Below are 24,085 nucleotides of genomic sequence, written 5' to 3'. Positions count from 1 at the left end.
GAGGTTGAGTTCCGATTCACCCTCCCCCACTGGCCCTGCTATCCCCCGACAGTCAAGGCCGATTCACGCGCGTCAACGGCAATCCCGCCGGTGTCACCGGCGGCAGCAACGTCGCACCGTCGAAATACGACACCCGCAACTGCAAGCCACGCGGCGAATAGCCGATGAAGGTCGAATTCATTTCGGCCACGTGCGCCTGCTTGTAGAACGTCGAGAGAAAACCGCTCTCCAGCTCGATCAGCACGCCCAGGCTTTCCGGCGTCGGCAGCGAGGCGTTGTAGGTCTGCAGCACCTCCCGGCAGCGGTTGAAGAACGCCGGCATCTGTTTCTGGCCGCGCACGCTCTTGGCGAAGAACAGGCGGTAGTAGTACATCGGCTGCAGCAGCCGCGGCAGCACGCGAATCAGGGCGGTGCCGACCGCACAGATCGCGCCGTCGGCATCGCGGCCGATGCAGATCGCCTGCTCCGTGCGCGCGGCGGCACGCGCCGGATCGCCGATCGCCTTGTTGTTCTTCCAGAAATCGACCAGCTCCGCCTTCAGTTCCGGCGTGACCTGCTTCCAGACCGGGATGACTTTGAAGACCACGGGGGTGTCCTTTTGCGTGTCGCGCCGTCGCGACGAGGCGCCGGCGGTCATGGCTGCTTCGCCGTTGTGGCCGTGGCCGGCTTCGCCGCCGTCAGCTGGCGCACGGCATTCACGTACTCGGCAAATTCCAGCCGTCCGTTCTTGTTCGCATCAAAGCTGGAAAATGACGGCGCCGACTTTCCCAGGCGTTTGACCAGTGCCATCTGGGCGTACTCATGCGCATCGAGCGAGCCGCTCTTGTCGACATCGAGCGCGTTGAACTGCGCGCGCAACTGTTGCAGCACGGCACCTTCCTGACGCAGCTGCCGCCAGCCGTTGATGAACTCCTGCTTCGAGAGGGACCCGTTGTGGTCGACATCCCACGCGTCGAAGGTGGCCTCGACCTGCTGCTCCTGCTGCTGCGGGTGCACAGGCAGGCGATGCGCCGTGGGGTCGGGCTCGCCGACGGCGATCGTGGGCGTGGCGGCGACACCGCCGGCGCTCTGTGCACCCACCACCGACGCGGCCGCCAGCGCGAGCGCCGCGGTGAACAGGATGGCAACGGACTTGGTCGGCATCATGGTGCTGCACTCCCGACGGTGGATTCAAAGGTGATCAGGTCGCGGATCTCGGTCGTGCGCAGGCCGATCATCATCGGGTTGCGCACATTGGGCAGGAAGCTGATGTCGAACAACTCGGTGACATCGCCCTCGAAGCGGATCCAGTTCAGGACATCGCCATTGGTCAGCGAGATGATCTGCACGCCGCACCACGCATCGGCGTCGCGCTGGCGCAGTTCCGCGTCCAGTTGCAGCCCCTCGAAGCGCTGATGGCGCGGCTTGGACAAACCGACCGCGGCGACGTTGCCGATGATCGACAGGCCGCGCGCAAAGCCCGGACAGAACGCCAGCGGCACGAATTTTTTGGTCGCGAAGTCGACCCAGCCCAGATAGCCGGTGCCGGCGTTGAGCACCCACAGCTTGCCGTTGGCCCAGCGCGGCGAATGCGGCATCGACAGGCCTTCGCAGACGATCTCGTCGGTCTCCACGTCGATCACCACGCCGCCGTCATGGCGGCGATCGCGCCAGCCGTCGACGGTGTCGCTCTTGCAGACGGCGGTCACGTACTTGGGCTTGCCATCGACCATCGCCAGGCCGTTGAGGTGACAGCGATCTTCCGGCGCCAGCTTGCTGATGAATTTCGGTTTCCAGATCGCCTTGAAGCTGTGCGTCTGGCTGAGTTCCGCCAGACAGGAATACTTGGTGTTGACGAACACCACCTTGCCATCGGCGCAAATGCCCAGCTCGTGGATGTCGACATCGCCGATGGTCTGCGCGTTGCGCGGCACGTAGCACTTGTCGAACTGGCCATGGATGACTTCGTTGGAGCGCAACACGTTCTCGAAGCGCCACAGCTGATACAGGCCGCCGAGGTAGATGCGCTGGGCGTTGCCGACGATGCCCATGGCCCGCTCGAAAATGCGCTCGAAGAACGACACGCGTCCCTGCTTGTCGCTGCCGACCAGGTACAGCCGGCCGGATTGATAGGACGAGATCGCCAGCGAAAGATGATTGCTGGCCAGCCACGTGGCCAGGTTGCGCGAGCAGCTCTTGTCGACCTTGAGCTGGGTGATGTCCAGCGGCGCGGTCGGTGCCGGCGGCGGTGCCGGGTTCTGCGCCACTTCCACCGGTGCCTCCGGCGGCGTGCCTGTTTCGGCTTCGGCCAACGTGTCCGCCGTCACCACATCCAGACCGGTAGCCAGCTCTGCCTTGTCCTGCGGTGCCGCGGTGTCCTGCGGCTGCGTGGTCTTGTCGTCATTCTTCTTTCTTGCCATGTCGCTACTCCTGTATGGCGAGGTGCTTACCGCACCGGCCAAAAGTTGATGGGCGCCCATCCATGGGAAGTGTTGGCTCGTCCGTGCCCGGCACGTCCTGCCGGGTCAATCGGCCCGGTGCACGAACGTGCACCGGGCGTCCTTTTCACTTAGAAGGTGTAACGCAGCACCACCTGACCGCCGAAGACGTTCTGCTGCGCGCCACCGTCGGTCCAGTTCACGCCACCGGTCACCGACAGCTTGCCCTTCTGCGCACCCAGACCCAGTTCCACCATGCCGCTGGTGCCCTTGGTGCTGGTGGTACCGGTGAACTGATCGGCGACCAGGTAACGGCTTTGGCCGTCCATCTCCTGGATCGCGTTGACCGAGCCGTACGGCGTCCACACGATGCCGGCCGCGTTGATCGTCTTGCTGAAGGCCAGACCGAGGCGGGCGCGCCAGGAGACGCCACCGTCCGAGGTGAAGCTGAAGCGGTCGCTGGTGAGCGTGTCGATGTTGTGGATCGAGGTCCAGCTGTACTGGAACTGCGGGGTCAGGTCCACGCCACCGGGCATGGTCCAGGCGGTATAGCCCGCTTCCAGGTTGAACACGTCACCGACGCCGTTGGCACGCTGCTCACCGCCGACCGAGCGCAGGTTGGCCTTGAAATCCACCCGGCGGTACGACGCGTCCACGTAGAAACCCTTCGGCGACATCCAGGTGCCGTAGAGGCCGTAGGTGTTGGCGTTGATCCGATCCGAACCGGTGCCCTGTCCATTGAGGTTCTGATGACCCTCGGACTGCCCGAGCAACGCACCCACGCTGACACCGCTCTGGAGGTTGAGGTTCAGACCCAGCTCCTGACCCGAGTTGGACTGGTCGTAGCCGAAGTTGCCGCCCTGGCCGAAGTTGTCGGCGGTGTGCCGCGGGTCGACGCTACCGCTGTCGCCGAACGCACGCACCCACGGCGCCACGCTGACCTTGTCACCGTCAGCCAGCGGCACCACGCCCATGCGCTGGCGCCAGGTGCCGACTTCGCTGTTGATCAGGCTGGTGGCGCCCGGGACGATCGACGCGGCCAGCGTGCCGAAGTCGTTCAGGCCGGCCACATCCAGATCCACATAGAACGCGTCGGCGCTGGCGTTGCTGGGGTCGATCTTGCTGGTCACGTTGACCTGCATGTCGAGGAAGTTGCGCGGGCTCAGATCGGTTACCTGACCCTTCACGAACGAACTGCTGGTCGCATCGCCGCTCACGTGCGCGAACTGAATCGGTGTGTGCTCCGTGGTCGGCAGTCCGCCGTCCAAAGACACGTTCACCTTCTGCGACGCCCCGTTGACGATGTTGCCATTGACGTACAACAGGTCGCTGGTGTGGTTGAGCAGGCTGACATCCAGATTGATCTGACCGTTGCCGGCGAGATCGCCGTTGACGGTCAGGATGTCGTTCGGCTGGCCGTCACGGAAGTCGATCACGCCGTTGTTGGTCAGCGGCTGCGCATTGAGCGAAGGCACCGCCGTCGCCGTGAACGCTGCCGCCAGCGGCACCGCGCTGTCACGGGCGCCCATGTCGATCAGGCTGTTACCGGTCACCTTGATCGTGCCGGCGTTGTTGAACGCATTGCCGACGCTGCCGCTGCTGCCCAGGCGGATCGCCGCATCGGCCAGATTGATCGTGCCGCCGGCCGCATTGCTGATCGTGTCGTCGCCCGCACCGAAGTCGGTCGCATGGTTGCCGACGTTCCACACGCCGCCCTTGCCGTTGTAGAAGCTGTCGTTGCCACTGCCCAGCACCAACGCACCGTTGATGTCGCCGAAGTTCTGGATGGTGGTGTCGCCGGCGCCGCCCTGGACGGCGATGTTGCCTTCCAGCGCCGACACCGTCGTGATCGTGCCGGTGTTCATCAGCGTCGAGCCGGCCGCCGACGCCATGCTGACCGCCACGGCCTGATTCGGCTGCGAGGCCGAGATCGTGCCGGTGTTGCTGACCAGCACCGGGCCCGTCGCCTGGGCCAGCACACCGATCGCGGTGTCGCCGGCCTGCGTGGTCGATGCGGAGATCGTGCCGGTGTTCTTGACCGTCGCACCGCCGGTGCCGCCGCTGGCATACACGCCAAAGGCCTGGCCGCCGGTCGCGCTTGTCGCGGACGTACTGATGTTGCCGCTGTTGCTGACCGAGGCCGCGCCGCTGCCCAGGGCCTCGATACCCGCCGCCCAGTTGTAGCCGGTCGCCGCGAGGCTGCCGGCGCTGGTCACACCCACGTTTGTGCCCGAGGCGAAGAGGCCGTTGGCCTTGCCGGCGCTCGATGTCGCCGAGACCGTACCGCTGCTACTGACGTTGATGTCGCCGGCGGTCGCGGAACCGTCGATACCGAATGCATCGCCCAGCGCGGTCGTCGTGATATTTCCGGTGCTGTTCACACCTACGTTCGTGCCCGACGCGAGGATGCCGTCGGCGTTGCCGGCACTCGACGTCGCCGCGATCGTGCCGGCGCTGCTGACGCTGATGTCGCCCGTGGTCGCGGCGCCGTGGATACCGAACGCATCGCCCAGCGCGGTCGCCGTGATGTTGCCCGTGCTGGTCACGCCCACATTCACGCCCGACGCGAGGATGCCGTCGGCCTTGCCGGCGCTCGACGTCGCCGAGACCACGCCGGCGCTGTTGACGCTGATGTCACCTGTCGTCGCGGCACCGTTGATGCCGAACGCATCGTTCAGCGCGCTCGCCGTGATGCTGCCCGTGCTGGTCACTCCCACGTTCACGCCCGACGCGAGGATACCGTTGGCGTTGCCGGCACTCGACGTCACCGAGATCGTGCCGTCGCTGTTGACACTGATGTTTCCGGCAGTCGCGACGCCGTGGATACCGAACACATCGCCCAGAGCGGTCGCCGTGATGTTGCCTGTGCCAGTCACACTGACGTTCGCGCCCGTGGCGAAGATGCCATTCGCCATGCCATTGGTGGACGTCGCCGAGACTGCGCCGCCGCTGACGCTGATGTCACCTGTCGTCGCCGCACCGTTGATGCCGAACGCATCGCCCAGCGCGTTCGTCGTGATGTTGCCCGTGCCGGTCACACCTACGTTTACACCCGAGGCGAGGATGCCGTTGGCCACCCCGTAGGTTGACGTCGCCGAGACCGCGCCGGCGCTGCTGACGCTGATGTCGCCGTCGACTGCGGCAGCATAGATGCCGATCGCGTTGAATGGCGCCGTGGCGGTGATCGCGCCGCTGTTGGTCACGCTGACGCCACCGGCACCGCCGGTGGCCTTGATGCCGAAGGCCTGGCCGTAGATCCGGCGGGTGGCATCGTCGGCCGTCGCGATGACGCTGATGTCGCCGCTGTTGGTCACGGTGACCTGGTCGGTGCCGTTCGCCTCGATGCCCGACGCCCAAGCGAAACCGTCCGCCTTGATACTGCCCGTATTGGCCACGTCGGTATGGTCGCCGTACACCCAGATGCCGCTCGCCCGGCTGCCTTTCAGGCCGTAGAACGACGGCTTGCCGACGGGATTGCCGCTGAAGGCGGTGATCGTGCCGTCGTTGACGACGCTGATATCGCCCGTCACCGAGCTGTTTCCGTAGTAGTCGTACGTGCCCGCGTAGCCCCAGATGCCGGTCGCATGGAACGCTCCGGTCGAGGCCTCGATCGCGCCACTGTTGTGCACGCTGATGTCGCCACCGCCCTTGCCGCCGGTGTAGATGCCCCAGACGCTGACTTTCTGACCGATCGCCTGGATCACGCCGCTGTTGTCGACGGTCGTCGTACCGTCGCCGGTGGTGAATGCCTCGATCCCGATCGGGTTGGACTTGGTCTGCGCCAGGATCGTGCCGCTGTTGACCACCGAGACATTACCGGTGCGGGAAGCCGCATAGATGCCGATGGCATTCGGCTGAGAGAACTTCGACAGGTCGCTTGAACCCACCTCGATGGTGCCGGCATTGACGACGTTCGCGTCGCCGTAAAACGATCGGCCTTGCATGCCGTTGGCGCCGAAGACGCCCAAGGCGACGATATCGCCGCCGCTGCTGTTGGTCAGGCTCACGTCGCCGTAGGTGGAGGCGCCGGAAATGCCGGTGCCGCTGGAATACTTGTTGCCGGAGGCATGGATCGATCCCTGGTTGAGGACCGTGACATCGCCGGTGCTGCCGACCGCACCGATGCCGAGGCTGCTGCCACCGTCGGTGGTGATCGTGCCGCTGTTGACCACGTCCGCGCCCACGCCGGCGGCGTAGATGCCACGGGTTGTCGCGCCGCCCTGGCTGTAGGCGTGGGCGGAGATGCTGCCGGTGTTGCTCACCGTGGCATTGCCGTTCAACGAGCTGGCGAGCACGCCGACGGCGTGGGCCGAGTACTTCGCGCCACCGTCGGCCGAAGCCGTCACGCTGCCGTCGTTGACCACGTGGGCGTCGCCGTTGAAGGTCAGCGCCTGCACGCCATAAGCAAAGCCATTGCCACTGGCGGCGATCGTGCCGCTGGCGGCGTTGTGGACATAAGCGCCTGCATCGCCGGAAGCAAAGATGCCGGTGCCCTTGCTGTAGTTGGACCCCGCCGAGGCCACGCTGATCCCGCCGGCGTTGCTGACGCTGACGGCCGACCCGTTGCCGGTGGCGGTGGCGGCGATGCCGGTGGCAGCGAACGCGCCATAGCCGGCGATGCTGCCGGTGTTGCTCACCGCGATCGCACTGTTCTCGTAGTTGTTCGACGCCTGGATGCCGGTCGCGTAGTAGGTGGTGAGCGCACCGCTGCTGCCGATCGTGATGTCGCCGCTGTTGCTGACCGTGATCGGACCACCGCCCTGGGCCAGCACGCCGGTCGCATACACGCCATCGGCCGTGATATGGCCGCTGTTGGTCGCGTTGACGCCAGCGGCGCCGCCGGTGGCATAGATGCCGAAGGCGTGGCCGTAGACGCCGGCCGTGCCGTAGTAGGGATCGGCATTGACGTTGGCCGTCGCGGTCGCACTGATGTCGCCGCTGTTGGTCACCGTGCTCAGGTCGTAGCTCTGCGCCTCGATGCCCGCCGCCCAGTTGAAGCCGCTCGCCGTGATGCTGCCGGTGGCTCCATTGGTCACATCGACATTCACGCCCGAGGCGAAGATGCCGTCGGCCAAGCCGTAGGTGGACGTCGCCGAGACGGCGCCATCGTTGTTGATCTTGATGTCGCCAGCGGTCGCATAGCCGTACAGGCCGATCGCGTTGCCGTAGTTGCTGGTCGCCGTGGCGCTGCCGGTCGCCTGGTTGTCGATGCTGGCGACGGTGCCGGCGCCGGTGGTTTCGGCGCGCACGGCGGTCACGTCGTAAACGCCGTAAACCGTGGCCGCGCCGGTGTTGACGACGGACACGTCGCCGGCCGAGCTGGCGTCGATCGCCATCGCGTTGCGGCTGTAGATATTGCCGGCGTTGAGAACCATGGCCGAATCGGAACCCGATGTATGGATTCCGGCGGCGCCATCGGTGCTGATGCCAGCGTAGCTGGTGATGCCGATATTGCCGGGCGAGGTGACATCGACGCCGATGGCGCCGGCTGCGGGGACCACGCTGGTCGGCACGCCGCCCGCGCCGAGCACCAGGGTGAGGTCGGGGACGTTCGGGTAGACGATGCTGGCGTTGAAAACGCCGGTGCAGTCGACACTGCTGGGTGACGGCACGGTGCACGTACCGGCAAAGGCCATGCCGGTGCCCGTGAGGGCCAGCGAGGCCGCAAAGGTCATGCGCATGGCGCGCACCAGAGGTGAAACTCGATAGGTCCGCGCCTGCCCCTGCCGGGTCTTGTTGGCGCCCGTCTTGGTCTTCGATCCACTCATCTTTAAGTCCCCTCAAGTGCCGGATCGCTCCGGCTGAAAACGCGACCCCCGGTCGCAAAATAAAACGTCACCCAGTCCGCAGATCTTTGCGGGTCACGCCAAAATCGGCGGCACCCGAGATCTGTGAACCACTGGAAGTAGCCCCCGAAATTGACGTCCGTCGCGTGCTCAACGGCCGAATGCCACGAGCAGCAGCTTGCTATTTCCCGCGGATTTACCGTCTGTTGGCGAACCAGCCGTGGTATGCCCGCAAGAAAAAACGGAACGCCCTGAGCTTGGCCTCGGCTGGAGACTGAATCAATGGCGTTAACGGACGTTCTTACGTCATTGCGCAAAATGCGTCATGCGTCATGCGCTTTCGCAGATGCAGAACTGCTGCCGTGTATGTGAAGTGCGCACTGCGCCGGACGCGCAAACACATGGACGCGTGTGATGCGTGTACTGCAGGCTCGCGGCTCTTTGCATTACCAACACGGTCAGCGTTAGAGAGAGAGTGAGAGTGAGAGAGCAGGGGTTGAGCAGAGTCGGACCTCTTCAGGTCGGCTGATGCCATTTCGTCAGCAAGCCTGTCCAAGCTCTATCCAGAGGCACGCGCCTGCGATTCCGCCGCCCGGCTTTGCAACGCCCAACGCCCTGCTTCGGACTCTGGCCTTTCGCAGATTCCGAGTAGCGTCAATCCCCAGCTGCAACTACACGTTCGCGCCGGGCGTAGCCAGCAACAGCAGATGCCGATGGAAACAAGCCAAAGATTCTTCAAAGAACCTGTTGCAGTCAGCGGCCTTTTTCACTTGTATCTTTTCCACTCGCATCCAGCCGGTCCGAAAACGCGTCCAGCGCCGCGCGCCAGCCCAACTGGAAGCGGGACCGCGTGCCAAAGGACTCCATCAAATCACCGATGCGCCGGGTAATCGTGGATGCCGAAACTCCAGCTTCGTGAGCGATCGCCTTGTCGTTAAGCCCCATGGACAGCCAGGTGATCACTTGGTCAACGGACTTGGGCGGTTCAGGAATCTCCTCATCAACCCCTGGCGTTCCGTCTGGCGCCATCGGGGATGCGCGGTCCCAGACCAGCTCAAACAGCACGAGCAGCGCGTCGAGCAACCCGGAGGGCCGCCGAACAATCAAACGAGTCTCCTCAAGGGCACTATTGGTGCTCACATGGATAACGGCGATCTCCCGATCCACAATGATGAGTTTCGCCGGCAGTGAACGGAAAAACCGTATCTCCTCGCCAGCTTCCGCACCTTGCCAGATAAAATCCGGACCATATTGGTCGAGCAGAGTGGCATCCGTAACCACCCGTACTTTCAAGTCATCCCGTTTTCCGTCGTTGGTGCTGTTGAATGAAACGGGTGCGCGCTGAAAGACGAGGACCTCCTCCTTGGCGCATCGAGCCAAATGGCGGATAAATTGATTGAGCATCGTCGGGTCGGAAATGACTTCCACCGATTGCTCCAGCGGCTCCTGCTCATTTGGACGGAGCCTTTGCATATTGCGCATGTTCAAACGCGCCCGATCAAGATCAGCGTGACGCTGCTTGGTCAAAAATTCAGCGGCAAATTCCGGAGGCGTGGCTATGTATCGTCGCGGCTGTTCCGGTGTATGGATGGCGAGCCCCTTGTTCTCGAGGCTTTCCAGCAAGAGCGTTGTTTCTTCCAGGGTCGAGGAAAGCAACGCCGCCACTTTCTCCGCAGTCGCTTTGTGATGGACCAAAATGGCGCCGTAGGCTTGCTCTTCCCATTCACTGACACCCAGAGCACCCAGTGAGTTGGATGTGGCGCGGCCATCAGGTCTCGTGTTCCTGTCATGTGACGCTTCTGCGGCCTCCGCGCTCGAGAATGGGCCGGGCTCATGCGGCAATTTCGCCATCTTGCGCTGCTCACTGAGGTCAACACCGGAAACCAGCAACTCACGCGCTTCGTCCACTAACCGGATACCGCGAGCCTGACCGGCCTCGATCGTCAGCCGCCCTTTCGCTTCCAGTGCTCGGACGTGTTTGAGGACCGCACTGACGTGGCCAATCCCCATGGCCTCGCCGATTTCTTCAAGCGTAGGTGCCTGCCCATCCCGCTCGATCCGAGCACGGATGAAAGCGAGGACGTTCGATTGACGGTGGGTGATCTGAATGGTCATGGTTCGCATGGTTTCACCTAAATGGGTGAAAATGAAAGATGAGAAAAGTCATGCCGAATCACTTGAGACAGATCAAGGGTTTGGCGCGCGAACGCATCCGGCTTCGACTTCAGCCCCAGCATCCGGAGAAGCTACTTCGCGGGATGAGATGGCTCCGCGATTCACTGCTCCCATCACCCGCCACTTCCCTTCTGCGCAATCCAACCGATGGCTGAGCCATGTACCCGGACCGTGGTTCGATGATCACGCAATGCCGGTGCTGGCCGCCAACGAACTGCACTAACGGCGCCCGATCGAATGGCCCGCTTCCTTGCATATCGAGTTGCGCTGCGCCCGGCTGGGCAACAGCTCGATGACGATCACCCATCGCATCGTCGATGCCGATGACGCGAGCCGCCTGTACAGCGATGGCCACGTGGTGATGGTGTGGATGAACCCGGCCACCGGCAAACCGGTGCCGCTGCCCGCGACGATCCGCGCGGCGGCCGCAGGTCACGTAGGCGGCTGAGCGTCATCCGGCACGGGAGTCCTCGTACGGAATGACAGAATCGACGCACGGCATGCACACGCCGTCGCTATGATGGTGATCCGGTCTCACGATGGAATTCGCCCGATGACGACAGCACATCGCACCGCCCTCACCCTTGCCGCCGCCTGTGTCGCCGCCCTGGCTGGAACGTCCCCGGCCCATGCCGCCGACGGCACCGAACTCACCCTGTACCGCAGCGATAGTGCCGCGCTGTACGCCAGCAATGGTGGCGGCAATGTGGATGACGGCTATGCGGTGGTGCGCGAGCAGCGTGCCTTGACTCTGGCCGCGGGCACGCACGACGTGGTGATCGGTGACCTGCCTGGCTTCCTCGATCCCGAAGCGCTGGCCCTGGGGTTTCCTGGTGGCGATGCGAAGGTGGTCTCGCAACGGCTGCTGCTGGCGCAGGGCGCGAGTGCGGCCTTGACCGGATTGACCGGTCACACCGTGGACGTGCTCGGCGCCGGCGGCCTGTCGCTGGCCAGCGGCACCTTGCTGCGGGCGGGCGACGGCCTGCTGGTGCGCGACAACAACGGCAATACCACCCTGGTCAGCAACTATGCGGCCGTGCGCACCAGCGGCGCGGACTTCCCGACCGGTGCCAGCCTGAACCTGCGGGTGGATGCCGTACGCGCAGGCCAGACCAGGGCCGTACTCAGCTACCCCACCTCCGGCCTCGGCTGGCGCGCCGCCTACGTGGCGACGCTGCAATCGGGCGCATCCTGCCGCATGCAATTCGAATCGCGCGCCAGCATCGCCAACCGCAGCGGCCGCGACTGGCGCGATGCGCAGCTGACCCTGATTGCGGGCGAGCCGAACATGGCCAAGGAATCGGCGCCACGCCCGATGATGGCGATGGCGCGCGGCTTCAACGCCAAGGCCGCGAGTGCCGACATGCCGCAACAGGACAGTGTCGGCGACTACCGCAGCTACACCTTGCCCGGTGCCGTCGACCTGCCCGACGGCAGCGTCAGCCAGGTGCCGCTGTATGCGAGCCGCGCACTGGATTGCGAGCGCACTGCACTGTACGAGAACGGCAACAGCTACCAGCCGCAGCAGCCGATCCTGAGCCGGGATTTCAGCCAGGGCGGCGGCAGCGCGATCATCAGCACCCTGAAGTTGAAGGCGTTCGACAGCCTGCCGGCCGGCTATCTGCGCGTGCTCACTGCCGACCGCAACGGCACACCGCAGTTCATCGGCGAAGGCCGCATCAACGACACCCCGAAAGGCAGCGACGCCACGATTACCCTGGGTACCGCCTTCGATCTGCGTGCCGAGCGCACACGTACCAGCTTCAGCGCGGACAAGGCCGGCCGTACCATGGACGAAGCGTTCCGTATCAACCTCAGCAATGCGGGCGACAGCACGCGCACGGTGACCGTACGCGAACATCCGTCGCGCTGGCGGCAGTGGACGCTGACTTCATCGAGCAGCAAACCCAGCCAGCAAACACCGGACACGCTGGAGTTCCGCATCGAGGTGCCGGCCAACGGCAAGGCCACGCTGGACTATGCCGTGCGCTACAGCTGGACCGACGCCGACCATCCCCAACCGTAAATCATCCGAGCCGGAGTTCCCCATGCTCAACATCACCAACCACGACAACGGCATCCGCGAGATCCAGCTGGCCCGACCGCCGGTCAATGCGCTGAACCTGGAGCTGCTGCGTGCACTGCATGCCGCCATCGATGACAGCGTGCGCGAAGGCGTGCATGGCATCGTGCTATCCGGCGCACAGGGGCTGTTCTCCGCCGGCGTCGACGTACCGGCACTGCTGGCGCGCGACCGCGCTGGCGTACTCGAGTACTGGCGCGAATTTTTCTCGTTGTGCGGCACCCTGGCCCGCGCACCGATTCCGCTGGTCGCAGCGATCACCGGCCACAGCCCGGCCGGCGGCGCAGTGCTGGCGCTGTTCTGCGATTACCGGGTGATGGCGGAAGGTCCATACCGCATCGGCTTGAACGAAGTGCAGGTGGGGCTGATCGTGCCCGAGGCGATCCAGCTGGCGTTGCGTCGCGTAGTCGGTACCTACCGCGCCGAACGGTTGCTGGTTTCCGGCGCCATGATCGATGCGACCGAAGCGCTGGCCTGCGGCTTCGTCGATGAACTCACCGGTGTCGACCAGGTCACCACGCGCTCACTGCACTGGCTGGGTGAATTGCTGGCGCTGCCGGCGCACGCGATGCTCGCCACTCGCACGCTGGCGCGTGCGGACCTCGCCGAGGCTTACGCCGATCTCGATGCGCTGCCGCTGGAAGCCTTTACCGATGCGTTCTTCCATCCACAGACGCAGGCAGTGCTGCAGCAGCTGGTGGCGCGACTGAAAGAGAAAAAATGATCGCATTGCAGGAGTCCATTCACGGGCTCCTGCAAGATCAGCCCTTGGCGACTGGCCGCGCCGGGTCGCTGACCCAGCCGCTCCACGACGGGGCGTACAGCCGCGAGCCGTGCAGGCCGGCATGTTCCATCGCCAGCAGGTTGTAGCAAGCCGTGACACCGGAGCCGCACATGTGCACGACCTGGTCGGGTGTTGCGTCGCCCAGCACCGCGGCGAATTCCTCGCGCAATTGCGCCGGCGGCTTGAAGTGCCCATCGGCAAGCAGGTTGTCGGCGTACGGCCGGTTGCGTGCTCCAGGCACGTGGCCGGCGGCGCGATCCAGCGGCTCGACTTCGCCGCGGTAGCGCACAGCGGCGCGGGCATCGACCAGCAAGGGTGATGGCTCGGCATGCAGGGCTGCATGATCGACGATCACCTGCCGCGCATCGTAAGCCAGCGTCACCTTGGTGGGCGGGCGTGGTCGCGTGATGGTTTCAACCGGATGCCCGGCCGCCTGCCATGCGGCAAAACCACCGTCGAGCACCGCCACCTCCCGCACGCCAGCCAGCCGTAGCAGCCACCACAGCCGTGCCGCGGCCAAGGCACTCAACCCGGCGTCGTAGCTCACCACCTGTAATCCTGGAACCCAGCCCCAGCGACTGAGCAAGGCACCGAAGGCCGCTGCCGACGGCAACGGATGCCGCCCCAAACCCTCCGGGATCCGCGACAGGTCGGAAAGGTCACGTTCCAGGTCAGCGAATAGGGCGCCAGGTATGTGTCCAGCCAGATAGCTGCGCTCGCCCTGCGTGCGGTCGGCCAGGTCGACGCGGCAATCGACGATCAGTACCTCGTCTGTCGGCAACGCCGCCAACGTGGCGACATCGATCAGAGTGGTTTTCAGACTCATGCGCGTCCCATCCTCTGCAGTAGATTGAGCAGCATCGCGGCGGTGGCGCCCCAGATGCGATGGCCGCCATGGACGAACTCCACCATCGACCGCTGATGGCCGCGGAATTCCATTGTGTAGCGGCGCAGGTTGGCCGGTTCCAGCAGGAAGGCCAGCGGTACCTCGAATACTTCGGCCACCTCGTCCGGCGCCGGATACAGCTGTGCCTCGGCAGCGATCTTCGCCACCACCGGCGTGATGCAGAAACCGCTGATCGTCTCGAAGCAATCCAGGTAACCGAGCGGCGTCACCAGGGTGCGATCCAGGCCGATCTCCTCCTCGCTCTCGCGCAAGGCGGTGGTCAGCGCATTGCCATCGGCCGGCTCACTGCGGCCACCGGGAAACGCCACTTGACCGGCATGCGACTGCAGATGATCGGTGCGGACGGTGAGCACCAGCCGCGGCTGCACGCCCTCGCGAAAACCAAGCAGCACGGCCGCTGGCTTGCGCTGCGTGTTGCCCAGCAACTCGGTCATGTCCGCGTGATTCCAGCCCGGCCCCGTCGGTGGTGCCGACAGCGGCAGCAGCGCGTTGGTCAGCGCCTCCATCACGGCACGTCGCGACTCGGCAGGATCACTTGCATGACGTACAACCGCTCCGCATCGCTCATCGCGCGCCAGCGGCCGATCTCCTCACCGGTGCGTTGGCAGCCCACGCAATAGCCGCGCTCGTCCAGCCGGCAGATGCCGATGCAAGGGGTCAATGGAAGCGTTTCGGCGGGATTCGGAGCGTTCGACATGCCCCGCCATGTTACCACTGGCGCGAATCAGGGCTTGTCGACAGCGGACTTGATGTCGAGCAATTCGATCTCGAACACCAACGCCTCGTTCGGACCGATCCGCGGCAACATGCCGTCTCCGCCATAAGCCAGTTGCGGCGGAATCACCACCTTCCAGCGATCGCCTATGTGCATGCGCGGAATCACGTCCTGCCAGCCGCGAATGACTCCGTTCACCGGAAAACTCACCGGCGCGCCATGTGCCCAGGTGCTGTCGAATTCGGTGCCGTCGATCAGCATGCCGCGGTAGTTCACGGTAACCACGCTGGTCACCGTGGGACTGACCGTACCGGAACCTTGACTCAACACGGCGTACTGGATGCCCGACGGCAGCTGCACCACGCCGGGCCGCTGCCGGTTGCGCGCCATGTAGGCATCGCTCTTGCGCGCATTGGCGGCAGCGATGCGTTTGAACTCGGCCAGCGCATCGGCGTGCATCTGCTGATCGAGGCGCTGCAGTTGCAGGCGCATGTCCTGCATCGACACCGTCGGATGACGTTTGGCGTAAGCGTCCTGGATCGCGCGCACCAGCACGGGAATATCCACGTCCGGCTTGCCGTCCGCAAACTGGCTGCCGATCTGGTAACCGATCGCGTACGACAGCTTCGCCTTGTCGGGCTTCGCTGGCACAGCCGGCGTGACGGTCGCCGGCACCTGACTCTGCGCATGCGCCACGCCGCCCAGCAACAGCAGCATGCCGAGCAACCCGCTACGCAGATGTGTCATGCCTTTCTCCACCGGGCCTTTCCCTATCGCGACAATCGATCCTGACGGATCATCCTAAGCGGTTCGCCGGATTCGTGCAGCGATGGCGCTTGTGGCTTGAGAAACCCCGCGGCGACAAAGGTTCCCGCTGCTACCATCGCGCTTTTGCATCCATCGGGAGTCGCTCATGGCTTATCGCAACCTGGAAATCAGCAACCGCGGCGCGGTGCGCACGATCACTGTCAATCGCCCCGACAAGCTCAATGCGCTGAATCGCGACACCCTCAACGAACTGACCCTCGCGTTTGCACAGGCCGCGCAGGATGACGCCGTGCGCGCGGTGGTACTCGCCGGCGCGGGCGAGAAGGCCTTCGTTGCCGGCGCCGACATCGCCGAGATGAACGGCTATACGCCCGTGCAGGCGCAGGGTTTCTCGCGCACCGGCCAGCGCCTGATGAGCTCGATCGAGCGGCTCGGCAAACCGGTGGTCGCGCGCATCCAGGGCTTCGCGCTCGGTGGTGGGATGGAACTCGCCATGGCCTGCCACCTGCGCGTGGCCAGCGAGAAGGCGAAGTTCGGCCAGCCGGAAATCAACCTCGGCCTGATCCCCGGTTTTGGCGGCACCCAGCGCCTGCTGCGTCTGGCTGGCCGAGGTGCGGCGCTGGAACTGTGCCTCATGGGCGCACCGATCAACGCGCAGCGTGCATACGAGCTGGGTATCGTCACCCGCGTGGTCGCACCGGAGACGCTGGATGACGCGGTGAACGCGCTGGCAGACCAACTCGCGGCCGCCGCGCCGCTGGCCGCCGCCGGCATTCTCGACGCCGTGCTGCAAGGTGGCGAGACCAGCATCGATCAGGGTCTGGAGTTCGAGACGCAGGGCTTCGCGCTGGCGTTCTCCACCGAGGACATGCGCGAAGGCACCACGGCGTTTCTGGAAAAGCGCAAGGCGGAGTTCAAGGGACGCTGATCGCTGCGTCTCGCAGCGATCAAAATCAGACATCAAGCTTTGATCTTTGCTTGTTCAGCAGTCAACTTCTGCTTCATGCATGGCGGCGGGCAGTGCCCGCCCTATCTTCCGGCTTCATCAAACTTCTTCTCGCCCGCCGTCACCGACAGCTTCAACCGATTCTCCGGTGGCGCCAGCGGGCACACCACATGCGGCGTGATCGCGCATGGCGGATTCTGCGCGAGATTGAAATCCAGCAATACCTTGCCGTCCTTCGGTGCCGCCGCATACAAAAACCGCGCGCCGCCGTAGGTCAGTTTGCCGGCCGTGCGATCGGTGAACACGAAGAACAAGTGGCCATCCTCGTCGATCGGCAACAGCTCGTAGGTGTGGCCGTCACGCTGGAACACCGCCTTGCCGGCGATCGGCGTGTCGCTTTCGGTGCCGGTGACATAGGCCATCTTCAACGCATGCGGCTGCGCGAACGGCACCCACTCCGCTTCGATCCGCCATGACGGATCGATCGGAAAATAATCGAAGCCCGGGAAATGCGTACGCAGCGGCGTGTCGTTGTCTTTCACCCGAAGACCACGCTGCGTGCCGTTCTCGACCACATACAGATAGCTGCTGCCAAAGCTCACGCGGGTAGGCTGCTGTTTGCCCGCATCGCCCTGCGTGCGCAGCTCGCTGATCGACGCCGTCGCCGGCTGGTCATCCACACGGATGCCATGCGTTTCGATCAGGTGCAGGCGCACCCGCGCATGCGCATCCAGATTCAGCACGCCCAGATGCGCTGGTGCAGCAGGAACCTGGAAGCGGTTGTCCGCCGCGCTGCCCACCGTGTTGTCGCCAGGCAACAACCAGCCCGAGGCGGTGAGCGCCAGATAACCGTCCGCACGTTTCAGCTCATCGACGCGAGCGACGCGCGCCTTCGTCACCGAACTGGCATAGCCGTCGGGCGTGGCGGCGGACGCATCGAATGATGCCAACAGCGTCAGCGCGATAACCGCGCACCACTCAGTGATGCGAGCCACGGTAGCTCTTCTCGCCCGCGGTCACGCGCAGGTCCAGCCGGTTTTCCGGCGGCGCCAGCGGGCAGGTGGCAAACGGTGTGAACGCGCACGGCGGGTTGTACGCCTTGTTGAAATCCAGCACGACCTTGCCGTCCTTCGGCGGGTCGATGTAGAGGAAGCGCGCAGCACCATAGGTTTCCTTGCCGCTGGTGCGATCGGCGAACACGATGAAGTACTGCGTGTCGCCCGGCTCCTCAATCACCGGCAGGATCTCGAAGTGCTTGCCATCACGCGTGAACTCCAGCTTGCCCGGCACCGGATACTTGTCGATGGTGCCGATCACCGAACCCATTTCCAGCGTCTCGCCCGGCGCGGCCGGCACCCAGGTCGCCTCGATCCGCCACGATGGGTCGATCGGGAACGAATCGATGCCGAGGAAGTGCTTGCGGCCGGGCGCTTCACTGTCCTTGACGCGCAGCCCCTTGCGGCCATCGCGGTTGATCACGTAGAAGCTCGCGGTACCGAAGCTCACTGTCGTTGGCGTGGCGGTGCCGGCTTTCATGTCATCGATCAGCGTGGCCTCGTGCACTGGCTTGCCGTCAATCAACGCACCACTGTCGCCGGCCAGCACGAGATGCACGTCGCCATTGCCAGCCAGGTTCGCCACACCGAGATGCGCAGGGCCAGCCTTCAGCACGATGTCGTTGTCGGCCGCGCTGCCGATGCGGTTGGCGCCATCCTTCAACCATTCCAGACCGATCAGGCTCAGCCACCCGTTTGGCGCCGTCAGCCGCTCGACCCGACCAGCGTGCCATTGCTCGATGCTTTGCTTGTAATTGTCGGTATCGGTGGCATGCACGGTAGCAACTCCCAGAATGGCGGCGGCAATAAACAGGCTGGTACGAATCATCGGTATCTCCAGCGAAACAACTACAGATAGCGCGTCAACGGCCGCGCATGAACAACTTGTCGAGCTCGGACAGGCTCAGCTGAATCCAGGTTGGACGACCATGATTGCATTGTCCGGAGCGCTCGGTCGCCTCCATCTCGCGCAACAGCGAGTTCATTTCGGGGATGCTCAGTCGCCGTCCGGCACGCACCGAGCCATGGCAGGCCATGGTCGAGAGCAGTTCGTTCTCCAGCTCCTGCAGACGCCGCGAGCTGCCGTGCTGGGCCAGTTCGGACAGCACGTCGCGGCTGAGCTGGCTGACATCGGCGCCTTCCAGCAAGGCCGGAATGCGCCGCACCACGACTGTCGCCGGGCCGCTGCGCGACAGCTCCAGGCCCCACTCGGCCAATGCCTCGGCGTGTTCCTCCGCTGCGGCCGCCTCCTTCGCGCTGACCGCAATGCCGAGCGGCACCAGCAGCATCTGCGAGCGCAGGTTGCTGCAGGCGCGACCGGATTTCAGTTTCTCGTAGGTGATGCGTTCGTGCGCGGCGTGCATGTCGACCAGCACCATGCCGTGCGCATTCTCCGCCAGCACGAAGATGCTCTTCAGCTGCGCGATCGCGAAACCGAGCGGTGGTGTCTCCCCCTCTTCCGCCATCGGCATCGATACGGATGAAGTTGCTGCCGGCGACGATTCGCCGAGCAACGCGGCATAACCCGCCAAGGGTGCATCGCGCACGCCCAGGTTCAATCGGTTCTGGCTGAACTGGCTTGGCCACGCCGTTGCCGCGGATGATGTGGGTGCAACATACGAGCTACCCGGCACGAGTGCCGGTTCGCTCGTCGGCAAGCTGCTCATTCCAGCTCGCGTCTGTGCCAATGCCTCATGCAGGGTTCGGAACAAAAAATCATGTACCAGCCGCTGCTCGCGGAAACGCACCTCGTGCTTAGCCGGATGCACGTTCACGTCGACGCCGGCCGGATCGAGCTCCAGATACAGCACGAATGCCGCGTGACGGCCGTGGAACAGCACGTCGGCATAGGCCTGACGCACCGCGTGGGCAACGATGCGGTCGCGCACCAGCCGGCCGTTGACGTAGAAATATTGCGAGTCGGCCTGCGCACGCGAGGCGGTCGGCAGACCGACCCAGCCTGACAGATGCAGCCCGGCCATCGCGTGATCGATACGCAGGCTCTGCGCCGGAAACTCCTCACCGAGCACTTCAGCCACACGTTGCAGCGCAGCCTGCTCGTCGCGGGCGGCTTTCCAGATACGCACCGGCTTGCCGTTGTGGCTGAGCCGAAATTCCACCGAACCGCGCGCCAGTGCCAGCGATTTCAGCAGGTCATCGATATGCGCGAATTCGGTGCGCTCGGCGCGCATGAATTTCCGCCGCGCCGGCACGTTGTAGAACAGGTCGCGCACTTCGGCGCTGGTGCCTTGCGGATGCTGCGCCGGGCGTGCCGCCTGCAACTTGCCGCCATCGACTTCGATGCGGAAGGCAGCGTCCTGATCGCGTGCACGCGAGGTCAGTGCGAAACGCGATACCGACGAGACCGAAGCCAGCGCCTCACCACGAAAACCCATGCTGGCGACATGCTCCAGATCATCGAAGCTGCCGATCTTGCTGGTCGCGTGCGAAGCGACCGCCAGCGGCAGCTCATCGACATGGATGCCGCCGCCGTCGTCGCGCACGCGGATCAGGCGGGTGCCGCCCGCCTCGATGTCCACTTCGATGCGGGTGGCACCGGCGTCGAGGCTGTTCTCGACCAGCTCCTTGACCACCGAAGACGGTCGCTCGATGACCTCGCCGGCGGCGATCTGGTTGATGAGTTCGGGGGGAAGCAGGCGGATCACAGTCATCCGCGAACTTTAGCAGCGAACGACCGCGAAGCCGTCGTCACCGCGATGCCGACCGGATGAGATCAACCGGTGGGAATGGCCAGCATGGTGCCAGCACGCACCGTATCGGTACTCAGCTGGTTGGCACTCTTCAGCGCACCGATACTGATGCCGTACTGGCGGGCAATGCTGCGCAGGCTTTCACCCGGGCCGACCCGGTGCAGATCACGTACGCCGGCATCCGCAGGTGGTGCCGGATTGCTGGTCTGTGCGACACGGCTGGTGCTGACCGATTTCGCAGCAGGACTCTTGTCGACACTTGCCGGCTTGCCCGATGCCAGCTCGACACTGTTGCCGTTACGTCGCGCAGCTTGCGCCGCGAACCAGGTGCCAGGCGGCGGCGTCGATTCGAAATAATTCTTCACGCCGCCCATCACCGCTTCGGCGAGCTGTTTCTGGTGTGCCGGATCGCGCAGCTTGCGCTCCTCGGCCGGATTGCTGATGAAAGCGGTCTCGACCAGGATCGACGGCACGTCCGGCGAACGCAGCACCACGAAGTTCGCCCGTTCCACATAGCCACGATGGGTCGGCCCGAGCATGCCCAGCGCCTTGAGTACGTTGCCGGCGACCATGTCGCTGGCCTGCATCGCCCAACCCTGCTGCAGATCCAGCAAGACCTTGGCCAAGCCGTCGTCCTTGTCGTCCAGCGTGATGCCGCCGATCAGGTCGGCGCGATTCTCGCTATCGGCGAGCCAGCGCGCGGCCGTGCTGGTCTTGCCGCGCGGCGACAGCACCCACACCGACGAGCCCTTGGCGTCATCGCTGGTGAAAGCGTCGGCGTGGATCGACACGAACAGGTCCGCATTGTTTTCGCGGGCAATGCGATAGCGCTGCGTGAGTGGGATGAAAAAGTCGCCATCACGCGTCAGCACCGCCTTCATGCCCGGCTGGCGATTGATTTCCGCCGCGAGATTGCGCGCCACAGCCAGGGTGACATCCTTCTCCAGTGTGCCGCCAGGACCGTGCGAACCGGGATCCTTGCCGCCATGGCCGGCATCGATCGCTACCACCACGGCGCGCTGGCCGTTGAGCATGGCCGCGGCCTGCTCGGTGGCGACACGGCTGCTGTGGCTGGGATTGCTGTACTTGGGAACCAAGACCGGCGCAGGAGCCTCTGGTGCAGGTGCAGCCGGGGCAGTCGGGGCAGTTTCAGCAACGCTGGCGCGGTCACTCTTGCCGTCATTGCCGGGGTAGAGATCCAGCACCAGCCGATAATCCGTGCCGCTGGCCGGCTTGAGCACGAAGCTCTTCAGGCGACTGGCCGGATCGACCTTGGCGGTCAGCTGCAGGTGATCGCCGATACGGGCATGGCTCATGCCCCGAAAAAGGCCTTGCGCAGCCGGATCGGAAAAATCATGGCTCACGCCGCTGTCGGGAAGATCGATCACGATCTGGCCGTCTTTCTGGTTGACCGTGTAGCGCAGCGGGCCGGAGGCATCGAGCACCACGCGGGTGTAATCCGGGCCGGCCCATACGCGCGCGTCCTTCAGATCGGCTGCCTGGGCCGCACACAATGGGGCGATCGCCATGATTGCGACGGCGACAAATCCACCCAGATTGTTCAGGTAGCCCCTCATGAGCCGCATTGAAACGCAGTCAATCATTGAATGCAAGCGACTTTTTCCTTGAATATCCATAACCTGCGGACTATTTATCAGGCGATATCAAGTTATCGACCGCAAGTCGCGCATTCCGAACAGATCCTTGCCAAAATGGCTGGATCGCCAATTTCTCAAGGAGAAATCAATACTTAGCTGCGCTCACCCAGTCGCGCGAGCAGCTCTTCGCCGCGCGGAGTGAAGGCTCGCAGCAAAGCTTGGCGGCCCTGCTCGGCGTAGTCCAGGCGCAACTCAAGGTCCGCTGCAGGCAACGCGCCAGCGCCACGCTCGGGCCATTCCACCAGCACCAACGCGGCTGGATCGGCCAGCGCGTCCAGACCCAGCCATTCGAGCTCGCCGGGATCGGCGATCCGGTACAGGTCCAGATGCCACGCCGGTCGCCCCTCTGCCATGTAACCCTCGACCAGACTGTAGGTGGGGCTCTTGACCCGTTCGCCCACGCCCAACGCGGTCAGCAAGGCACGCGCGAAGCTGGTCTTGCCGGCGCCGAGCGAGCCATGCAGGTAGAGCACCAGCCCGTCGTCCAGTACGTCCGCTACCCGCGCACCCAGCGCAGCAGTAGCCGCCTCATCTGGCAATGACCATTCCCGTCCGGATTCGATATGCCCGGTCATGCATCACGCTCGCAGTTCGATATGCCGTTGCCCAACGCATGCAGTGGCGCCAGCAGGTCACTTGCCAGCAGCCCGCGTTCGCCCTGTTGCGCGGCACGATCACCGGCGCGCGCATGCAGACCCACGCCAAGGCAGGCGGCCTGCCATACGCCGCAACCCTGCGCAAGCAGCGCCGCGATGATGCCGGTGAGCAGATCGCCCATGCCACCGGAAGCCATGCCTGGGTTGCCCCACGGACAGACGTCCAGACGTCCATTCGGATCGGCGATCAAGCTACCGGCGCCTTTCAGTACGACGATCGCGGCATATCGCCTGGTCAACTCGCGCACCGCGGCAAAACGATCCTGCTCGATCTCGCGGGTGGAAACACCAAGCAAGCGCGCCGCCTCGCCCGGATGCGGCGTCAATACCGTCGGTGCCGTGAACTGACGCGGTTCGCGTGCCAACAGGTTCAGACCGTCGGCATCGAGTACCAGCGGCTTGTTCGCGTCCAGCGCGGTCAACCACAGCGCGTGGCCCCAGGCGGCCTGCCCCAGACCTGGCCCAAGTGCCAGCACACTGGCACGTTCGAGCAGCGGTGCCAGCGCCTGCGGACCATCGACGCCATGCACCATCAGTTCCGGCCGCGCAGCATTCAGTACAAACACATGCTCGGCGCGTGTCGCCACGCTGACCAGACCGGCACCGGCACGCAACGCCGATTCGCCCGCCAGCCGCGCCGCGCCGGCCATGCCGTGCTCACCGCCGATCACCAGCACATGACCGTTGTCGCCCTTGTTGGCGTAGCGCGCGCGCGACGGCAACGCCTCGGCGACCAACAACCGCGCGTCGGGCGACGTATCCGCGTATACGCTTTCAGGCACACCCAGAGTGGCCAGTTCGAGCACGCCGACCTGATCGGCAGCGCGGCCCGTATGCAGCCCGCGTTTGCCGGCGATGAAGGTGACGGTGACATCGGCACGGATCGCCGCACCGGGACAGTCGCCGCTATCGGTATTCAAGCCGCTGGGTACATCCAGTGCCAGCACCGGCCGGCCACTGTGATTGATCAGATCGATCAGTCGCACCGCCGCCGGCTCGGGCGCTCGATTGAGACCGATGCCATACAACGCATCCACATGCAGTTCAGCCGTAGGCAGTACGCCATTGGTGTCCCACAGCTGCACCTTGCCGCCGCCGGCCTCCCACGCCGCACGCGCCAGCGCCGCCTCACCGTGCGCCGTCGCACTCAGCGCCACCAGTTCGACCTGCAGCCCGGCTTCACGCGCCAGCACGCCCAACAGGAAGCCGTCGCCGCCATTGTTACCAGGGCCGCAATGGATGCAGATCTGTCGCAGTTGCGGCCAATGTCGGCGCAAGCTGTTCAGCGCGGCATTCGCCGCGCGACGCATCAGCTCATGGCCGGAAATTCCCAGGGCTGCGAGCGCGGTGCCTTCCATCACGCGCAGCTGTGCAACGGTATGGAGATCGCGACTGTACGGGTGGGCTGGCATACGTGAATTATA

17 protein-coding genes and 1 pseudogene are annotated in these 24,085 nt (G+C 64.6%); 4 read left to right on the top strand and 14 right to left on the bottom strand.

Annotation, left to right across the window (positions count from 1 at the left end):
* Positions 1–52 precede the first annotated feature (52 nt).
* From IE071_RS03245 to IE071_RS03225, 5 genes are all read right to left on the bottom strand, one after another.
* On the bottom strand, positions 53–586 hold the full coding sequence (locus IE071_RS03245) for a hypothetical protein (protein ID WP_189439725.1): 534 nt from the start codon (positions 584–586) through the stop codon (positions 53–55).
* Between the two features lie 47 nt (positions 587–633).
* Positions 634–1,146 carry an EF-hand domain-containing protein gene (locus IE071_RS03240; RefSeq protein ID WP_189439724.1) on the bottom strand — a complete coding sequence of 171 codons (513 nt, stop codon included), beginning with the start codon at positions 1,144–1,146 and terminating at the stop codon, positions 634–636.
* Positions 1,143–2,399 carry a TIGR03032 family protein gene (locus tag IE071_RS03235; RefSeq protein ID WP_189439723.1) on the bottom strand — a complete coding sequence of 419 codons (1,257 nt, stop codon included), beginning with the start codon at positions 2,397–2,399 and terminating at the stop codon, positions 1,143–1,145. Before IE071_RS03235 ends, IE071_RS03240 begins: the two co-directional genes overlap by 4 nt.
* 149 nt (positions 2,400–2,548) lie before the next feature.
* A complete protein-coding gene (locus IE071_RS03230; RefSeq protein ID WP_189439722.1) occupies positions 2,549–8,185 on the bottom strand; it encodes an autotransporter outer membrane beta-barrel domain-containing protein in 5,637 nt (1,878 codons plus the stop codon).
* Between the two features lie 771 nt (positions 8,186–8,956).
* Positions 8,957–10,318 carry a LexA family protein gene (locus IE071_RS03225; protein ID WP_189439721.1) on the bottom strand — a complete coding sequence of 454 codons (1,362 nt, stop codon included), beginning with the start codon at positions 10,316–10,318 and terminating at the stop codon, positions 8,957–8,959.
* A 292-nt stretch (positions 10,319–10,610) separates the two neighbouring features.
* On the opposite strand from IE071_RS03225, the gene IE071_RS15965 reads away from it, so the two are divergent.
* The 3 genes from IE071_RS15965 (at position 10,611) to IE071_RS03210 (ending at position 13,185) form a co-directional block, all read left to right on the top strand.
* On the top strand, positions 10,611–10,826 hold the full coding sequence (locus tag IE071_RS15965) for an acyl-CoA thioesterase (protein ID WP_308427770.1): 216 nt from the start codon (positions 10,611–10,613) through the stop codon (positions 10,824–10,826).
* Positions 10,827–10,931: 105 nt separating this feature from the next.
* Entirely contained in the window at positions 10,932–12,404 is a 1,473-nt protein-coding gene (locus IE071_RS03215) for a DUF4139 domain-containing protein (RefSeq protein WP_189439720.1), read from the top strand.
* Between the two features lie 22 nt (positions 12,405–12,426).
* On the top strand, positions 12,427–13,185 hold the full coding sequence (locus tag IE071_RS03210; RefSeq protein WP_189439719.1) for an enoyl-CoA hydratase/isomerase family protein: 759 nt from the start codon (positions 12,427–12,429) through the stop codon (positions 13,183–13,185).
* A gap of 37 nt (positions 13,186–13,222) precedes the next feature.
* Here IE071_RS03210 and IE071_RS03205 read toward each other — a convergent pair whose 3' ends face one another.
* From IE071_RS03205 to bamJ, 3 genes and pseudogenes are all read right to left on the bottom strand, one after another.
* Entirely contained in the window at positions 13,223–14,071 is an 849-nt protein-coding gene (locus IE071_RS03205) for a sulfurtransferase (protein WP_189439718.1), read from the bottom strand.
* Positions 14,068–14,849 (bottom strand): annotated as a pseudogene (locus IE071_RS03200) (NUDIX hydrolase). Before IE071_RS03200 ends, IE071_RS03205 begins: the two are co-directional and overlap by 4 nt.
* A 27-nt stretch (positions 14,850–14,876) precedes the next feature.
* Positions 14,877–15,614 (bottom strand): BamJ family beta-barrel-assembly machinery protein, encoded by a 738-nt coding sequence (bamJ, locus tag IE071_RS03195; RefSeq protein ID WP_189439717.1) that lies wholly within the window; start codon positions 15,612–15,614, stop codon positions 14,877–14,879.
* A 166-nt stretch (positions 15,615–15,780) separates the two neighbouring features.
* Between bamJ and IE071_RS03190 the strand changes: the two genes are divergently transcribed.
* A complete protein-coding gene (locus IE071_RS03190) occupies positions 15,781–16,563 on the top strand; it encodes an enoyl-CoA hydratase-related protein (protein ID WP_189439716.1) in 783 nt (260 codons plus the stop codon).
* Between the two features lie 101 nt (positions 16,564–16,664).
* Here the strand turns inward: IE071_RS03190 and IE071_RS03185 are convergent, their stop codons facing one another.
* The 6 genes from IE071_RS03185 to IE071_RS03160 form a co-directional block, all read right to left on the bottom strand.
* Positions 16,665–17,576, bottom strand: a complete 912-nt coding sequence (locus tag IE071_RS03185; protein WP_189439715.1) for a DUF1684 domain-containing protein — start codon at positions 17,574–17,576, stop codon at positions 16,665–16,667.
* A complete protein-coding gene (locus IE071_RS03180) occupies positions 17,560–18,465 on the bottom strand; it encodes a DUF1684 domain-containing protein (RefSeq protein ID WP_189439714.1) in 906 nt (301 codons plus the stop codon). The genes IE071_RS03185 and IE071_RS03180 overlap by 17 nt, the downstream gene beginning before the upstream one ends.
* 34 nt (positions 18,466–18,499) lie before the next feature.
* The gene (gene mutL, locus IE071_RS03175; RefSeq protein WP_189439713.1) at positions 18,500–20,308 is read right to left on the bottom strand and encodes a DNA mismatch repair endonuclease MutL; all 1,809 of its coding nucleotides are present in this window, start codon (positions 20,306–20,308) and stop codon (positions 18,500–18,502) included.
* Between the two features lie 62 nt (positions 20,309–20,370).
* The gene (locus IE071_RS03170) at positions 20,371–21,924 is read right to left on the bottom strand and encodes an N-acetylmuramoyl-L-alanine amidase (protein WP_189439712.1); all 1,554 of its coding nucleotides are present in this window, start codon (positions 21,922–21,924) and stop codon (positions 20,371–20,373) included.
* Positions 21,925–22,097: 173 nt separating this feature from the next.
* On the bottom strand, positions 22,098–22,580 hold the full coding sequence (tsaE, locus tag IE071_RS03165) for a tRNA (adenosine(37)-N6)-threonylcarbamoyltransferase complex ATPase subunit type 1 TsaE (protein ID WP_189439711.1): 483 nt from the start codon (positions 22,578–22,580) through the stop codon (positions 22,098–22,100).
* Positions 22,577–24,073 carry an NAD(P)H-hydrate dehydratase gene (locus IE071_RS03160; RefSeq protein WP_189439710.1) on the bottom strand — a complete coding sequence of 499 codons (1,497 nt, stop codon included), beginning with the start codon at positions 24,071–24,073 and terminating at the stop codon, positions 22,577–22,579. Before IE071_RS03160 ends, tsaE begins: the two co-directional genes overlap by 4 nt.
* Positions 24,074–24,085: the final 12 nt, after the last annotated feature.

The organism is Rhodanobacter panaciterrae (assembly GCF_014651895.1).
GTDB lineage: Bacteria > Pseudomonadota > Gammaproteobacteria > Xanthomonadales > Rhodanobacteraceae > Rhodanobacter > Rhodanobacter panaciterrae.
The sequence above is the reverse complement of the archived record's forward strand: the minus strand, read 5'-3'. Positions and strand labels throughout refer to the sequence as shown.

What these genes read in the sequence shown, in the direction of transcription:
- IE071_RS03240 (WP_189439724.1), bottom strand. Translation starts at nt 1,146, where the DNA reads ATGATGCCGACCAAGTCCGTTGCCATCCTGTTCACCGCGGCGCTCGCG.
- IE071_RS03235 (WP_189439723.1), bottom strand. Translation starts at nt 2,399, where the DNA reads ATGGCAAGAAAGAAGAATGACGACAAGACCACGCAGCCGCAGGACACC.
- IE071_RS03230 (WP_189439722.1), bottom strand. Translation starts at nt 8,185, where the DNA reads ATGAGTGGATCGAAGACCAAGACGGGCGCCAACAAGACCCGGCAGGGG.
- IE071_RS03225 (WP_189439721.1), bottom strand. Translation starts at nt 10,318, where the DNA reads ATGACCATTCAGATCACCCACCGTCAATCGAACGTCCTCGCTTTCATC.
- IE071_RS03215 (WP_189439720.1), top strand. Translation starts at nt 10,932, where the DNA reads ATGACGACAGCACATCGCACCGCCCTCACCCTTGCCGCCGCCTGTGTC.
- IE071_RS03210 (WP_189439719.1), top strand. Translation starts at nt 12,427, where the DNA reads ATGCTCAACATCACCAACCACGACAACGGCATCCGCGAGATCCAGCTG.
- IE071_RS03205 (WP_189439718.1), bottom strand. Translation starts at nt 14,071, where the DNA reads ATGAGTCTGAAAACCACTCTGATCGATGTCGCCACGTTGGCGGCGTTG.
- bamJ (WP_189439717.1), bottom strand. Translation starts at nt 15,614, where the DNA reads ATGACACATCTGCGTAGCGGGTTGCTCGGCATGCTGCTGTTGCTGGGC.
- IE071_RS03190 (WP_189439716.1), top strand. Translation starts at nt 15,781, where the DNA reads ATGGCTTATCGCAACCTGGAAATCAGCAACCGCGGCGCGGTGCGCACG.
- IE071_RS03180 (WP_189439714.1), bottom strand. Translation starts at nt 18,465, where the DNA reads ATGATTCGTACCAGCCTGTTTATTGCCGCCGCCATTCTGGGAGTTGCT.
- mutL (WP_189439713.1), bottom strand. Translation starts at nt 20,308, where the DNA reads ATGACTGTGATCCGCCTGCTTCCCCCCGAACTCATCAACCAGATCGCC.
- IE071_RS03170 (WP_189439712.1), bottom strand. Translation starts at nt 21,924, where the DNA reads ATGAGGGGCTACCTGAACAATCTGGGTGGATTTGTCGCCGTCGCAATC.
- tsaE (WP_189439711.1), bottom strand. Translation starts at nt 22,580, where the DNA reads ATGACCGGGCATATCGAATCCGGACGGGAATGGTCATTGCCAGATGAG.
- IE071_RS03160 (WP_189439710.1), bottom strand. Translation starts at nt 24,073, where the DNA reads ATGCCAGCCCACCCGTACAGTCGCGATCTCCATACCGTTGCACAGCTG.